The following is a 12,735-nucleotide window of genomic DNA, read 5'->3' as shown; positions in this document are numbered from 1 at the left end:
CAGGACGAGCATGGCGTGCCGCAGCGGCGGGTGGTCAGGTCAGCGTCGTTTCCGGCAAGCTGATGCGGTTGCGGCCCAGGTGCTTGGCGCGGTACAGGGCGCAGTCGGCCGTATGGATCAATTGCCCCAGTTCCGTGCCGGGGCCGGGCAGGGCGGTGGCGGCGCCGATGCTGACGGTGACGCAGGCGCCGTCGGCACGCTTGCGCGGCAGTTGCAGCCGCTCGACGCGCTGGCGGATGCGCTCGGCCACGATGGCCGCGCCCTTGAGCGACTGGTTCGGCAGGATGACGGCAAACTCTTCGCCGCCGTAGCGCGCCACCAGGTCGTTGGCGCGCATTTCGCTGGCCACGGCGCCGGCCACCTTGCGCAGGCACAGGTCGCCGCCCTGGTGGCCGTGGTTGTCGTTGTATTCCTTGAAGTTGTCGACGTCGACCATCAGCAGCGACAACGGCTGCTCCTGCCGCTGGGCGCGCTGCCACTCGGCCAGGATGGTGTCGTCGAAGCAGCGCCGGTTGGCCAGCCCCGTCAGGCCATCGCGCGTGGCCAGGCGTTCGAGCTCCACGTGCGCGCGCTTTTCGTCCGTCATGTCGCGCAGGGTTTCGACGACGGCGATCAGCTCGCCGTGATTGCCGTAGATGGGGCTGGCATCGACGGCCAGGTAGCGCCGCCGTCCCGTGCGCGGCATGTCGCACCAGTTTTCCGCGCACAGATTGCTGCCCGTGCTGCTGCGGTATTGCTGCTGCGTATGCAGGACGCGCATGTCGCCGCCGCGTCCGGCCAGCAGCAGGTCGGCCAGGGTGGGGCGCTCGTCGTTGTAAAAGCAGCGGCCCGGCTCGCTCGCGCCCAGTACTTCGGCCGCCGGCACCCCCGTCAACTGCTCGCAGGCGCGGTTCCAGATCATCACCCTGCCATGCACGTCGAGTACAAAAGTGGGCACGACCAGCAATTCCATCATCTTGACGGCGAAACCCTGGGCTTCACCATACGGCGATGCGCTGGCATGTGCGTGGCTATCCGGCATGAAAGCATCCTTCTTGGGCGTGAATGGGGCTGGCTCGTTGGCCATGATGCAGCGTGGGGTAGCGATGGTGTTGATATTGAGCAATATTTTCAGTGATGGACCATTGCTTCGTCGTGGCAGACCGGCAGGGGAAGCGATACGCGCAAGGTGGTGCCGGCGCCGCTGCGGCTGTCGATGTGCAGGCTGCCGCCGGCGGCAGCCACGCGCTCATGCATGCCGGACAGGCCGCAACCGAGGCGCGGCGGCGAACCCGACAGCCCGATGCCATCGTCGCTGATGCTGCAAGCGACGGTGGCGCCCGTTTGCTGCAGGCACAGCTGGACATGCGTGGCGCGTGCATGGCGGGCGATGTTTGCCAGCGCTTCCTGCACCACGTGGTACAGCAAGGTGCCATGCGCGCGGCTGGCGTCGGCGTCGAGCCGGTAGTCGCAGCCGCAGCCGATGCCGGTGGTGCGCGCAAAGTCGGCCAGCAGTACTTCGCAGGCTGCTTGCAGGCCGGCGTCGAGGGCCGGCGGGCGCAGGTCATGGATGACGCAGCGCAGCGCCGCGATGGTCAGGTCGACATTGCGCGCGATCACGGCCAGCTGTTGCGCCAGCTGGGGGGCCGCGCCATGCGTGCTGGTTTGCAGCATGGACAGGTCGATTTTCAGGGTCAGCAGATGCTGGCCCAGGTCATCGTGGATGTCGCGCCCGATGCGCAGGCGTTCCTGTTCGCGCGCCTGTTGTTGGCCGCTGCTCAGGCGCACCTGCTCTGCCTCTTCTCGCAGCTGTTCCAACGCCTCCAGGCGCAGCGCCAGACGGTGCTGGCGCCACAGCAGCAGCGCCAGCGCGCCGAGCAGGATGGCGCAAACCAGCATCAAGGGGGAGGGTGCGCCGGCTGGCAGCATCGGCCCGGCCGCGTATCCGACGTGCAGGGAAGCGAGTGCAGCGGCCGCCAGGCAGGCCAGAATGCTCAGGCGGTACGGCAGGCGTAGCCAGCGTTGCATCATTTCCTCGCTCCCTAAATGTTTTCCAACAGGCAATGTTATTACGGAAAATATATTAACTCGAGGCTATTTATATTGTCTAAACGCAAAAGCCGCGCAGTTACGTCTTTCTCTGTGGCTTTCCGGTCCTTTACCGCCGCATGGCCAGGTGGCGGGCACGGCATTTGCACGGGAAGTGTCATGGCGGCATATAATAGAGGGTTGTCAATCGGCTTTTGCGGTGACGGCGCTGTGCGCCGGCACCGGTGCGTACGCCCTGCGCGATGACGCCAGCCAGCTCTTAGGAAATACAGTGACTTATAGCATCAAAGAGATTTTTTACACCCTGCAGGGCGAAGGTGCGCACGCGGGCCGTCCGGCCGTGTTTTGCCGCTTTTCCGGCTGCAATCTGTGGACGGGCCGCGAAAGCGACCGCGCCACGGCCGTGTGCCAGTTCTGCGACACGGATTTCGTCGGCACGGACGGCGAACTGGGCGGCAAGTTCAAGACGCCGCAGGAACTGGCCGCGCTGATCGACAGCCTGTGGCCAGCCAGCTACGCGCCGAGCAAATACGTGGTGTTTACGGGCGGCGAGCCGCTGCTGCAGCTGGACACGGCCCTGATCGACGCCATGCACGCGGTCGGCTTTACCATCGCCATCGAAACCAACGGTACCTTGCCCGTGCCGGCCGGCGTGGACTGGATCTGCGTCAGCCCGAAGATGGGCTCGACACTGGTCGTCCACAAAGGCAATGAAATCAAGGTGGTGATTCCCCAGTTCCAGCAAGACCTTGCCGCCTACGAACAACTGGACTTCGAGAACTTCTTCGTGCAGGCGATGGATGGCCCCCTGGCCGCGCACAACATGAAGCTGGCCATCGAAACGTGCAAAAGCAACCCGAAGTGGAAGCTGAGCCTGCAAACCCATAAACTCCTGCAAATACCTTAACAAAACAATATGCTGACTATCACACGCAAGCTCGAATTCGACGCGGGCCACCGCATTCCCGACCACAAAAGCCAGTGCCGCAACCTGCACGGCCACCGCTACACGGTGGAAATCACCCTGGTCGGCAAGGTCATCGAAGCGGAAGGTAATTCCGACAATGGCATGATCATGGACTTTTCCGACGTGAAAACCCTGGCCAAGCAGCACCTGGTCGACGTCTGGGACCACGCCTTCCTCGTCTATGAAAAAGACACGGCCGTGCGCGACTTCCTGGCCAGCCTGCCCGACCATAAGACCGTCGTCATCGACCGCATCCCGACCGTGGAAAACCTGGCGCGCATCGCCTTCGACATCCTCAAGGCCGCGTTTACCGACCATTTCGGCACGGGCTTGCACCTGCATAAACTGGTGCTGCATGAAACGCCAAATTGCTGGGCAGAAGTGACCGATGACTGAAACGCACGCTGGCGCGCAGGACGCGCGCTACATGCGGCTGGCCCTGGAGCAGGCCCAGCACGCGTGGGACCTGGGTGAAGTGCCCGTTGGCGCCGTCGTCGTCAAGGATGGCGAAGTCATCGCCGTCGGCTACAACCAGCCCATCGGCCGCCACGACCCCACGGCGCACGCGGAAGTGATGGCGCTGCGCGCGGCCGCCGAAAAGCTGGGCAACTACCGCTTGCCCGGCTGCGAGCTGTACGTGACCCTGGAGCCGTGCGTGATGTGTTCGGGCGCCATGCTGCATGCGCGCCTGACGCGCGTCGTGTACGGCGCGGGTGATCCGAAGACGGGCGCCTGCGGTTCCGTGCTGAACCTGTTCGAACAGCCGGCGCTGAACCACCAGACGGCCATCGTCGGCGGCGTGCTGGCCGATGAGTGCGGCGCTTTTCTCAAGCGGTTCTTTGCCGAGCGCCGCCGCGCCCAGGCGGAAGCGCGCAAGCTGGCCAATCCGCCAGCCTGACATCAACCCAAGATGTCAGCCATGCCAGCCATCCTGGCTGGCATTTTTTATAATTGTTGCGAAATAACATCTGTCTAGACCATTTGTCATTCTCAAATGAGAATGATTCGTGTTACAGTATTGTTTTCGCCAGCAAACTTCCCTTGCGCATCGTTATCGATCCGGGTTCAAGAGCCAGCCTTTACTCTTAGACCGGATCATCATGACTACTGTGCTTCCGCAGCGCACCGCTGCAACTGTCGTATCCCCAGCTCATTTGCCTGGCCGCCGCCATAACCTGGTGCTGCGTGCGGCCTTGCTGGGCTTGTTCGCGGCGCCCTTGCTGCCTGCTGCCGCACAAACTGCCGCCATCAATGCGGGCGTGGCGGCGCAAGAGCCGGCCAAGCTGCCAGTCTTCCCGGAAATCGTCGTCAACGCCCAGCAGGATTATGCGCGCCGCGCCGGCACCAGGACGGTTGTGACGGCGGAAGATCTGGAACGCCGCAATGTCACCGAGATGGGCGGCATCGTGCGCTATTTGCCCTTGATCAGCGCGCCAGCGGCGGCCTCGGGCAGCGGCAGCGTGTGGGATGGCTCTGGCAATACGGGCTACAACATCCGCGGCCTGGAAGGCAACCGGGTCAGCCTCGATGTCGATGGCATTTCCCTGCCCGACGCGGCGCCCAAGCCCGATGCCAATACCCTCAACGCCTTCGGCACGGGGCGTGACTATTTCGATCCTGAAACCTTCCGCGAAGTGCGCATCGATTCGGGCACGACAGCCGTCAGCGGCGCCAGCCCTGGCCTGGGCGGCGGCGTGGCCTTCGTCACCAAGTCGCCCGAGGATTACCTGGGCGAGGGGCAAGACCATTACGTGGCCTACAAATACGGCCGCGCCACGGCCGACCGCAGCAATGCGCACACCTTGACGGGCGCCGCCAGGATCGGCGCCAGCTTGCAAGGCCTGGCCGTGTACGTGCACCGCGATGGCGAGCAGATGGACAGCCGCGGCACCACGCCGCCCAATCCTGACGACTGGCGTTCGAACGCCTTGCTGTCCAAGCTGGTGTGGACCTTGCCTGGCGAGCAGAAGCTGGACTTGACGGTCGACATGTTCGAGCGCAAGAACAAGCGCGATCTGCGCAGCAAGGTCAGCACGTATTATCCGACCGGCGTGCAGCAAGATTCCACCACCAAGCGCACGCGCGTCAGCCTGGGCCACGACGTGGTGCTCAAGGATTTCGCCCTGTTCGACCGCCTGACGTCGAAAGTGTATCTGCAGAATGCGAAAACCGAAGACCAGACGCAAGGCCTCTACACGTTTGGCAGCCCGGCACAGCGTACCATCGACACCAGCTTCAAGAACGACAGCATCGGCTTGAGCTCGGAAGCGTTCAAGCAGCTCAATGCGGACAACGCGCTGCTGTACGGCGTGCAACTGGAACAGCTGAAAACGCGCCGTCCGTGGCGTGAAGACCGTGTCATCGTTGCCACGGGCCAGCATCAAATCACCAACAAGAACCGCATGGCCGACATGGACACGACCAAGCTGGCCCTGTACGTGCGCGACGATCTCAGTTTCAATTTGGCCGGCAAGAAAGCCGTGCTGACACCGGGCTTGCGTGCCGATTACCGCAAGAACGAGCCGAAAAACCTGCAAACCTATGCGATCGCCGTGCCGAACGCGGCCAGGGAAGTGCGCAAAGAAAGCGACACGTATTTCACGCCGAGCCTGAGCCTGTCCGTGGAAGTGCTGCCGCAGATGAACGCCTACGCCACCTTCACGCGCGGCACGCGCCTGCCGACGGCGGCCGAGCGCACCGGCACCTACGACTCCTTCAGCTATACGGGCACGGGGCAGGGCTATGCCGTACTTGGCAATGCCAACCTGCGCAAGGAAACCAGCAAGGCGTATGAGCTGGGCCTGAAAGGCGACGTCGTCAAGGGCTTGAGCATGCACGCCTCCGTGTACCAGACGGAATATACGGACATGGTCGACTATGTGATGCAAAAAGATGATCCGGTGAACTACCCGACCATCACGCGTGGTTTGTTCCGCCCGGAAAACATCGGCAATGCCCGCACCTGGGGCGCCGAGCTGACCCTGCGCGCGGAACTGGGCGCCTGGGCGCCGGCCATGCAGGGCTACCACGTGGACCTGGCGACCGGCGTGGCCAAGGGCCGTTCCTTCAATACGCAGACGGGCGAGAGCGGCGGCCTGAACTCGGTGGCGCCGGCCAAGTCGGCCTTGACCTTCGGCTACGATCATGCGAACCAGCTGTTCGGCCTGGCGCTGACGGCCGTGCATGCGGGCGCCAAACAGGCGCCGGAAAACCTGCTGATCGGCGATGCCGGGCCTTTGTTTAGCGTGCCGTCGTACACCATCTTCGACTTGTCGACCTATTGGAACGTGCACAAGAACGCGAAGATCGTCGTGGGCGTTTATAACTTGACGGATCGCAAGTACTGGGATTACGCCGCCTCGCGCAGCCTGGCCGCCGGCACCACGGCCGCCAGCCGCGCCGAGATCGAGCGTTACGCCAAGCCGGGCCGTAATGTGGCCGCCAGCCTCAGCGTCAATTTCTAGGTTTTACCGGGGAGGGGTGCTTGCCCCTCTTTTTTTCCATGTTTGATTGAATGGTCTCTCTATGAAGTTATCCAAACTCGTTCTATCCCTGCTAGGCAGCCTGCTGATCGCAAACGCAAGCGCGGCCCCAGCCACTTTGGCGGAACGCTGGTCCACCTTGCGCACGGAACAGCCGAAGCTGCAGATCCGCGACGCGGCGCGCGCGCTGGGTGTGTCCGAAGCGCAATTGCTGGCAACCAATATCGGCAAGGGCGTCACGCGCCTGCAGGCCGACGGCAACCAGCCGCGCGAAATCATGCGCGCCGCGCTGGACCTGGGCATCGTGCAAGCGATCACGCGCAATGAAAACGGCGTCATCGAAACGACGGGCGTCGCCAGCAAGTTCAAGCAGGCGGGCGACAAGTCGGAACAGGCCGACGCCAAGCAGGATCCGGAAACGCAAGCGCGCCAGCGCAATATCGCGGGCGGCTACCTGGGCGGCCAGATCGACCTGCGTTTCCACTTTGAAAACTGGAAATACGCGTTTGCCGTGGAACAGGCGGGCCGCGATGGCAAGCCGACGCGCAGCCTGCAATTTTTTGACGCCAACGGCACGGCCGTGCACAAGATCTACCTGCGCAACGAGCCGGGCGTGGCCGTCTACGACAAGCTGGTGGCGACGTTCCGCATGCCCCAGCAAAGCGCGGATTTGAACGTGCTGGCCGTGGCGCCCAAGGCCGCTGAAAAGCCGGACGCCGAGATCGACGTCAAGGAATTCCAGCTGGCCTGGAAAGACATGACGGACGTGCACCAGTTTGCGCAAATCATGCGTGAATTCCATCTGTCGCGCGAACAGGCCTTGCGCCTTGCGCCGGCCGGCGTGGTCGAGCGCGTGACGCCTGAAGCGCTGCGCACCCTGCTGGAAAACGCGGCCAAGGACAAGGTCGCCATCATGGTGTTCCTGGGCAATGACGGCTTGACGCAGATCTACAGCGGCAAGATCGAGAAAACCATGGCCGCAGGCGGCTTCTTCAACGTGCTGGACCCGGACTTCAACCTGCACATCCGCGACACGGCCCTGCGCAGCGGCTGGGTCGTCAAGCGTGGCGGTGTGACTTCCGTTGAATTCTTCGACAAGGACGGCACGCAAGTGGTCTCCTTCTTCGGCGTGCGCGAGCGCGGTAAACCGCAGCCGCAAGCGTGGGTGGATTTGGCCGATTCCTTGCCTAAGGCCAAGTAAGTTGCAGCACAGTTGCCGCGCGCCGTACCGGCGCGGCAACACTTCAGTGTGAGTGCCGCGTGCCGGTCTCATGTCTGAAGCACAATAGTGGTATGCTGGTTGCAAGGCCGCAGCGATCGTGCCTGCGTGCTGGTTCCTGGAAAAGAGGCAATCATGGCAACCATCATGGCGAACGGCCTCAACATAGCTTATGAAAGCCACGGCGACCCCAACGATCCGTGCGTGCTGCTCGTCATGGGCCTGGGCATGCAACTGATTGCCTGGCCGGCGGACTTTGTCGAAGGCATCGTCGAACAAGGGTTTCGGGTGCTACGTTTCGACAACCGCGACAGCGGCCTGTCAAGCAAGATGGCGCAGGCGGGCAAACCGTATCTGCCGCTGGCCTACGTGAAAAACCTGCTGGGCTGGCCCCTGAAAACTTCCTACACCCTCAATGACATGGCTGACGACGCGCTCGGCTTGCTGGCGGCCCTGCGCATTGCCCAGGCGCACGTGATCGGCGTGTCGATGGGCGGCATGATCGCGCAAGTGATGGCGGCGCGCGCGCCGCAACAGGTGCTCAGCTTGACGTCCATCATGTCGAGCAGCGGCCGGCGCGGCTTGCCCGGCCCCACGCGGGCCGCGCGCAACGCCTTGTTGCAACGCCCGAAACGCAACGCCAGCCGCGCCGAATTGATGGCGCACATGGCGGCCACCGTGCGCGTCATCGGCAGTCCCGCCTATCCCGTGTCGGAAAAACTGCTGTACCAGCGCATCGAAGCGGCGTTGCAGCGGGGCAGTTGCCCGGAAGGCGTGGCGCGGCAGATGGTGGCCATCGCCGCCTCGGGCGAGCGCACAACCTTGTTGCCGAGCATCAGTTGCCCGGCGCTGGTGATCCATGGCGCGGCCGATCCCCTGATCCCCGTCGCCTGCGGCATCGATACGGCGGCGCTGATCCCGGGCGCCCGGCTCGAGGTGATCGAAGGCATGGGGCACGACATGCCGCCCCAGCTGATCGAGCGCCTGCTTGCCTTGATCGATGTGCATCTGCAAGGTAAGATGGCGCCCCAGATGCGCTCCCAGCCAGCCTAGGCGCGCCCACAACTTTTGAAGGCACGGGCATTTTGAAGACACCTGAGATTGGCATCGCCATCGTTGCGCCGGGCGGTTATGCGCCCGACGCGGCGGCTTTGGAGCGCGGCATCGCCCGCTTGCAGGCGCAAGGCGCCACCGTCCACAATTACTACGACCCGGAACACACATTCCAGCGCTTCGGCGGCACGGATGCGGGCCGCCTGGCGCAGCTGAACGCGGCCGCTGCCGATCCGGACGTGCAGGTGGTGATCGCCTTGCGCGGCAGCTACGGCATCAGCCGCATCCTGCCCGAGATCGACTTTACTGCCATGGCGGACAGCGGCAAACTGTTTGTCGGCTACAGCGACTTCACGGCCTTCCACATGGGCTTGCTGGCGAAAACGGGCCGCGCCAGCTTTGCCGGCCCCATGATCTGCGACGATTTCATCCGCGATGAGCCCGAGCAGTTTACGCTCGATCAGCTGTGGTCGTGCCTGGCCGGCCCCACGCACACGGTCACGGGCACGGCGGCGGGCAACCCGCAGGTCGAGATGCAAGGCAAGCTGTGGGGCGGCAACCTGGCCATGCTGGTCCACCTGCTCGGTACGCCGTATTTCCCCCAGATCGATGGCGGCATTTTGTTCCTGGAAGACGTCAACGAACACCCGTACCGGGTCGAACGCATGCTGCTGCAATTGCTGCATGCGGGCGTGTTTCAGCGTCAGCAAGCCGTGGTGCTTGGCGATTTTTCCGCCTATAAATTGAGTCCCATGGATAACGGCTACGATTTCGATGCCATGCTGGCCTACGTGCGTGAACGCCTGCCCGTGCCCGTGCTGACGGGCTTGGAATTCGGCCATATCCGCCGCCGTGTCACCTTGCCGTTCGGCGGCCATGCGCGGTTGCAATCGGATGCGTCCGGCTTCAGCCTGCAGGTAACCGATTACCCGACCCTGGCGCGCCCCTGAACGCCATTAGCGCCAAGCCCGGCAGGCTGCTGCAGCTCGACGTGCTGCGCGGCATCGCCGTGTTTGGCATTTTGCTGGTGAATATCTGGGGCTTTGCCTGGGGCACCTTGTCCCTGCGCTACGGCACCTTGCCGGCCCAGCCGCCCGTGCTGGACCAGCTCGTCATTTTTGGTGTGGCGGCGCTGGCGCAATTCAAGTTCTATCCCATCTTCGCCTTTTTGTTCGGCGCCGGCTTTGCCCTGCAGACACGTTCCCTGAAGCGCCAGCTGGGCAGCTGGGAGCAGGCGCAAGCGGCATATCGACGCCGGCTGCGCTGGCTGCTCGTGTTTGGACTGCTGCATGGTTTCCTCATCTGGAGCGGCGACGTGCTGACCTCGTATGCGCTGGCCGGCATGCTGATCCTGCCGCTGGCAGCGGCCAAACTGAGCCGCATACGCAACCGCGCCTGGCTGGTGGCGGCCGGTTTCCTGCTGTTCATGTGCTTGCTCATTCCCGTGGGCCAGCAGGGCGGTGCGCCGGACATTGCGCGCGACCTGCAAGGCTTTGCGGAGCGTTACGCCATCTACACGCAAGGCAATGTATTGACCGTGGCCAGACTGCGAGCCAACGATTTCCTCGTCTCCTTGCTGTACGCCATCGTCATGCTGCCGCACATCATCGTGCTGTTCCTGCTGGGCATCCTGTCCGTGCGCTTGGGCTGGCTGACGCAGCCGCAGCGCCATCAGCGTCTGTGGCGCCGCGTGCGTGCCGTAGGGCTGGGCGTGGGCTTGCCGTTCAACCTGCTGGCGGCGGGCGCCGTCGCCTGGCAGGTGGCCGATCCATATCAGACGGTATTCGATACGGCCCTGTTCGAAGTGGGCCTGTTCGCCGGCGGGCCCGTGCTGGCAGCCGGCTATGTGGCGGCGCTGATGCTGGCCGGTCCTTTCATGCTGCGCTGGCTAGGCGCATGGCTGGCGCCCGTGGGACGCATGGCGCTGAGCAATTATCTGCTGCAATCGGTGATCGGTACCTGGCTGCTGCAGGGGCCTGGCCTGGGTTGGGGCGCAAGCCTGCATCCGGCCGAGATGCTGGGCCTGGCGGTAGTGATCATGGCGGGGCAGGTGCTGCTGAGCCGTTACTGGCTGCGGCACTTTCGCCAGGGGCCGATGGAAACGCTGTGGCGCCGGCTGGCGCGGTTGCCTTAATCCGTACCCCAGTCAAACGCGCCTTGCGCTGCGGCCGGTGGCGGCGGCTTGGGTTTGGCGGACGGTACCAGTGGATTATCGACGGCATGCCACTCGAACAGGTCCACATCGAGCATGCAGGTGCGTGCCAGGTGCAGCGCTTGCTCGGGTGTCAAGGCGGGGTCGATCCAGCGGTGCGCGTCTTCCAGGCTGACGGCCACGGGGCGGCGGTCGTGGATATCGACCATGCCGCCCAGGCTGTCGGCCGTTACCAGCACAAAACCTGCCTCTTCGCGGTTGTGCTTGTATGGCCCGAATTGTGCCAGCGCCAGCAGGAACAGGCGCGCGCGATCCTTGCGGTGGATATGCCACGGCTGCTTGCTGCCTTTCTCTCCCGTCCATTCATACCAGCCGGAAACGCTGACGATGCCGCGCCCCGCGCGCAACAAGGGTTTCCAGTAGGCGCCGGCGAGTTTTTCCAGGCGGGCATTGATGGCGATGGGGATTTTTTTCTTGCCGGGAGCGGGCACGGCTTGGGCGGCCCAGGCGGGGCGGTAGCCCCAGAAGACATCATCGACCCTGCGTACGCCATCCTGGATATGCAGCACGGGCCGGTAAGTGCCCGGCGACACGTTCAGGTGCGGCTCGGCCTCGCTGTCGAACACCGCGTCGGTCCAGCCAAACGATGACGCCAGCTCGGGCGCCGTGTCATTTTGATCGAGTCGTCCACACATGGCCAAATCATACCTGATCGCCGGGCGCCGCGAGGCAGGCGCGTGCGTGCTTTCTGTGTGTGATCAAACGTACAGACTGCTTACGCGCGCGGGCGCACAGTGAAGTCAGTCAGATCCCTGACGCTCTCGCCTCGGAGGAAATATGTCTTTTGAAAATCCCACCATCCACAAAGGTTTTATTATCAGCGCCACGGCCAGCCAGCGCCGCGATGGCCGCTGGGTCGGCTCGTACGTCAGCCAGAACCAGGCATGCGGCGCGTATGCGGATACCTGCGACTATGACGATTGCAGCAATGAAAAAGAAGCGCAGCAACTGGCCTTGTCGGTCGGCTGGCGCCTGGCCGATGGCGTGCCGGCACGCTGAAACGGCCTTAGCGCTTGCCCCGCAGGGCCAGCAGCAGGCCTGCAAATGGAAACAGCAGGGCGGCGCCCAGCCGTACGGAGGTCAGGGAAGCGGTCTCCACGCCCAGCACATGGGGCAAGGCCAGCAGTAACAAGGGCGCGGGCACGGCAACCGCGAAGAAAAACAAATACCACGAGTAGCCATTTTTCTTCGCCAGCAAGGCGATCAGTGCGCAGCCGACGAGGAAGACCAGCGGTAAATTCACAAATTCCATGGTGTTGAGTTTTCATCCGGGAAAGCGCGTCATTATACGCGCCACCCCGGGTGACCGGATGGGCTTGCCGGCTTCAGTTACCGACGAAATCCGGCGGCTGCGAGGCCTGTTTCCCGGCCAGCTGGCCATCGGCTGGCAGCAGCGCCTTGATGGCGCCGTTATAGATGAGTTCCTGGGCATACGCCGACGCCTCGATCAAGGCCGCATGCACGGACTTGAAACTGCTCGGCGTTTCAATCAAGACGGGCTTGGCATACACCTGCTGCGTATCGCCGCGCCTGCTGATCAAAATCATGCCCCGGTAGCGCCCATCCTTCTCCAGCGCCCCCGCCACATGAAATTCATACCCCCTGATCTGGTGCTTTTGTCCCTGATCCATGTCTCCCGCCTCCAGACCTGATTGTCATGGCTTTGGACTATCAATTCGATTGGAATAGCTGAGTGTTTGATCTGAATCAATACGTTCATAGAAAAGCTTTAACGAACGTATCGACGCTTGTCGCAAGCGTAGCGAGCGGAGTT

At 63.4% G+C, this 12,735-nt stretch carries 14 protein-coding genes; 9 read left to right on the top strand and 5 right to left on the bottom strand.

Translation table 11 applies throughout. The features are described from left to right. Positions 1–34: 34 nt before the first annotated feature. Together VM94_RS06935 and VM94_RS06930 are read right to left on the bottom strand one after the other, a co-directional pair. On the bottom strand, positions 35–1,021 hold the full coding sequence (locus VM94_RS06935; RefSeq protein ID WP_046683084.1) for a sensor domain-containing diguanylate cyclase: 987 nt from the start codon (positions 1,019–1,021) through the stop codon (positions 35–37). An 89-nt stretch (positions 1,022–1,110) separates the two neighbouring features. Then, on the bottom strand, positions 1,111–2,010 hold the full coding sequence (locus VM94_RS06930; protein ID WP_052755592.1) for a sensor histidine kinase: 900 nt from the start codon (positions 2,008–2,010) through the stop codon (positions 1,111–1,113). A gap of 289 nt (positions 2,011–2,299) precedes the next feature. Between VM94_RS06930 and queE the strand changes: the two genes are divergently transcribed. From queE to VM94_RS06890, 8 genes are all read left to right on the top strand, one after another. Continuing rightward, the gene (gene queE / locus VM94_RS06925; protein ID WP_034785949.1) at positions 2,300–2,935 is read left to right on the top strand and encodes a 7-carboxy-7-deazaguanine synthase; all 636 of its coding nucleotides are present in this window, start codon (positions 2,300–2,302) and stop codon (positions 2,933–2,935) included. A 9-nt stretch (positions 2,936–2,944) separates the two neighbouring features. Continuing rightward, positions 2,945–3,391, top strand: a complete 447-nt coding sequence (gene queD / locus VM94_RS06920; RefSeq protein WP_034755997.1) for a 6-carboxytetrahydropterin synthase QueD — start codon at positions 2,945–2,947, stop codon at positions 3,389–3,391. Beyond that, positions 3,384–3,893: a tRNA adenosine(34) deaminase TadA gene (gene tadA / locus VM94_RS06915; protein ID WP_046682802.1), complete on the top strand. Its 510-nt coding sequence runs from the start codon at positions 3,384–3,386 to the stop codon at positions 3,891–3,893. The genes queD and tadA overlap by 8 nt, the downstream gene beginning before the upstream one ends. 202 nt (positions 3,894–4,095) lie before the next feature. Beyond that, positions 4,096–6,459 carry a TonB-dependent hemoglobin/transferrin/lactoferrin family receptor gene (locus VM94_RS06910; protein WP_046682801.1) on the top strand — a complete coding sequence of 788 codons (2,364 nt, stop codon included), beginning with the start codon at positions 4,096–4,098 and terminating at the stop codon, positions 6,457–6,459. Positions 6,460–6,520: 61 nt separating this feature from the next. Then, positions 6,521–7,678 (top strand): hemin-degrading factor, encoded by a 1,158-nt coding sequence (locus tag VM94_RS06905; RefSeq protein ID WP_046682800.1) that lies wholly within the window; start codon positions 6,521–6,523, stop codon positions 7,676–7,678. A gap of 153 nt (positions 7,679–7,831) precedes the next feature. Continuing rightward, positions 7,832–8,749: an alpha/beta fold hydrolase gene (locus tag VM94_RS06900; RefSeq protein WP_046682799.1), complete on the top strand. Its 918-nt coding sequence runs from the start codon at positions 7,832–7,834 to the stop codon at positions 8,747–8,749. Between the two features lie 32 nt (positions 8,750–8,781). After that, entirely contained in the window at positions 8,782–9,699 is a 918-nt protein-coding gene (gene ldcA / locus VM94_RS06895) for a muramoyltetrapeptide carboxypeptidase (RefSeq protein ID WP_046682798.1), read from the top strand. A 41-nt stretch (positions 9,700–9,740) separates the two neighbouring features. Next, positions 9,741–10,883, top strand: a complete 1,143-nt coding sequence (locus VM94_RS06890; protein WP_052755591.1) for a DUF418 domain-containing protein — start codon at positions 9,741–9,743, stop codon at positions 10,881–10,883. On the opposite strand, the gene VM94_RS06885 is transcribed toward VM94_RS06890, so the two are convergent. Continuing rightward, positions 10,880–11,596 carry an SOS response-associated peptidase gene (locus tag VM94_RS06885; RefSeq protein WP_082127601.1) on the bottom strand — a complete coding sequence of 239 codons (717 nt, stop codon included), beginning with the start codon at positions 11,594–11,596 and terminating at the stop codon, positions 10,880–10,882. The two genes, VM94_RS06890 and VM94_RS06885, sit on opposite strands and share 4 nt — an antisense overlap. A gap of 142 nt (positions 11,597–11,738) precedes the next feature. Between VM94_RS06885 and VM94_RS06880 the strand changes: the two genes are divergently transcribed. Further along, positions 11,739–11,960 (top strand): hypothetical protein, encoded by a 222-nt coding sequence (locus VM94_RS06880; RefSeq protein WP_046682796.1) that lies wholly within the window; start codon positions 11,739–11,741, stop codon positions 11,958–11,960. A gap of 7 nt (positions 11,961–11,967) precedes the next feature. Here VM94_RS06880 and VM94_RS06875 read toward each other — a convergent pair whose 3' ends face one another. Both VM94_RS06875 and VM94_RS06870 read right to left on the bottom strand, forming a co-directional pair. Continuing rightward, positions 11,968–12,213 carry a hypothetical protein gene (locus VM94_RS06875; protein ID WP_046682795.1) on the bottom strand — a complete coding sequence of 82 codons (246 nt, stop codon included), beginning with the start codon at positions 12,211–12,213 and terminating at the stop codon, positions 11,968–11,970. A 73-nt stretch (positions 12,214–12,286) separates the two neighbouring features. Next, entirely contained in the window at positions 12,287–12,592 is a 306-nt protein-coding gene (locus VM94_RS06870; RefSeq protein WP_046682794.1) for a hypothetical protein, read from the bottom strand. Positions 12,593–12,735 lie beyond the last annotated feature (143 nt).

The sequence above is a fragment of the Janthinobacterium sp. KBS0711 genome, assembly GCF_000988085.1.
GTDB lineage: Bacteria > Pseudomonadota > Gammaproteobacteria > Burkholderiales > Burkholderiaceae_D > Janthinobacterium > Janthinobacterium lividum_E.
Note: the sequence above shows the minus strand (reverse complement) of the source record. Positions and strands in the feature narration are given on the sequence as shown.

Bases quoted from the DNA above. Each gene is read 5' to 3' on its own strand.
- VM94_RS06935 (WP_046683084.1), bottom strand. From the start codon at position 1,021: ATGCCGGATAGCCACGCACATGCCAGCGCATCGCCGTATGGTGAAGCC.
- VM94_RS06930 (WP_052755592.1), bottom strand. From the start codon at position 2,010: ATGATGCAACGCTGGCTACGCCTGCCGTACCGCCTGAGCATTCTGGCC.
- queD (WP_034755997.1), top strand. From the start codon at position 2,945: ATGCTGACTATCACACGCAAGCTCGAATTCGACGCGGGCCACCGCATT.
- tadA (WP_046682802.1), top strand. From the start codon at position 3,384: ATGACTGAAACGCACGCTGGCGCGCAGGACGCGCGCTACATGCGGCTG.
- VM94_RS06910 (WP_046682801.1), top strand. From the start codon at position 4,096: ATGACTACTGTGCTTCCGCAGCGCACCGCTGCAACTGTCGTATCCCCA.
- VM94_RS06905 (WP_046682800.1), top strand. From the start codon at position 6,521: ATGAAGTTATCCAAACTCGTTCTATCCCTGCTAGGCAGCCTGCTGATC.
- VM94_RS06900 (WP_046682799.1), top strand. From the start codon at position 7,832: ATGGCAACCATCATGGCGAACGGCCTCAACATAGCTTATGAAAGCCAC.
- VM94_RS06885 (WP_082127601.1), bottom strand. From the start codon at position 11,596: ATGTGTGGACGACTCGATCAAAATGACACGGCGCCCGAGCTGGCGTCA.
- VM94_RS06880 (WP_046682796.1), top strand. From the start codon at position 11,739: ATGTCTTTTGAAAATCCCACCATCCACAAAGGTTTTATTATCAGCGCC.
- VM94_RS06875 (WP_046682795.1), bottom strand. From the start codon at position 12,213: ATGGAATTTGTGAATTTACCGCTGGTCTTCCTCGTCGGCTGCGCACTG.
- VM94_RS06870 (WP_046682794.1), bottom strand. From the start codon at position 12,592: ATGGATCAGGGACAAAAGCACCAGATCAGGGGGTATGAATTTCATGTG.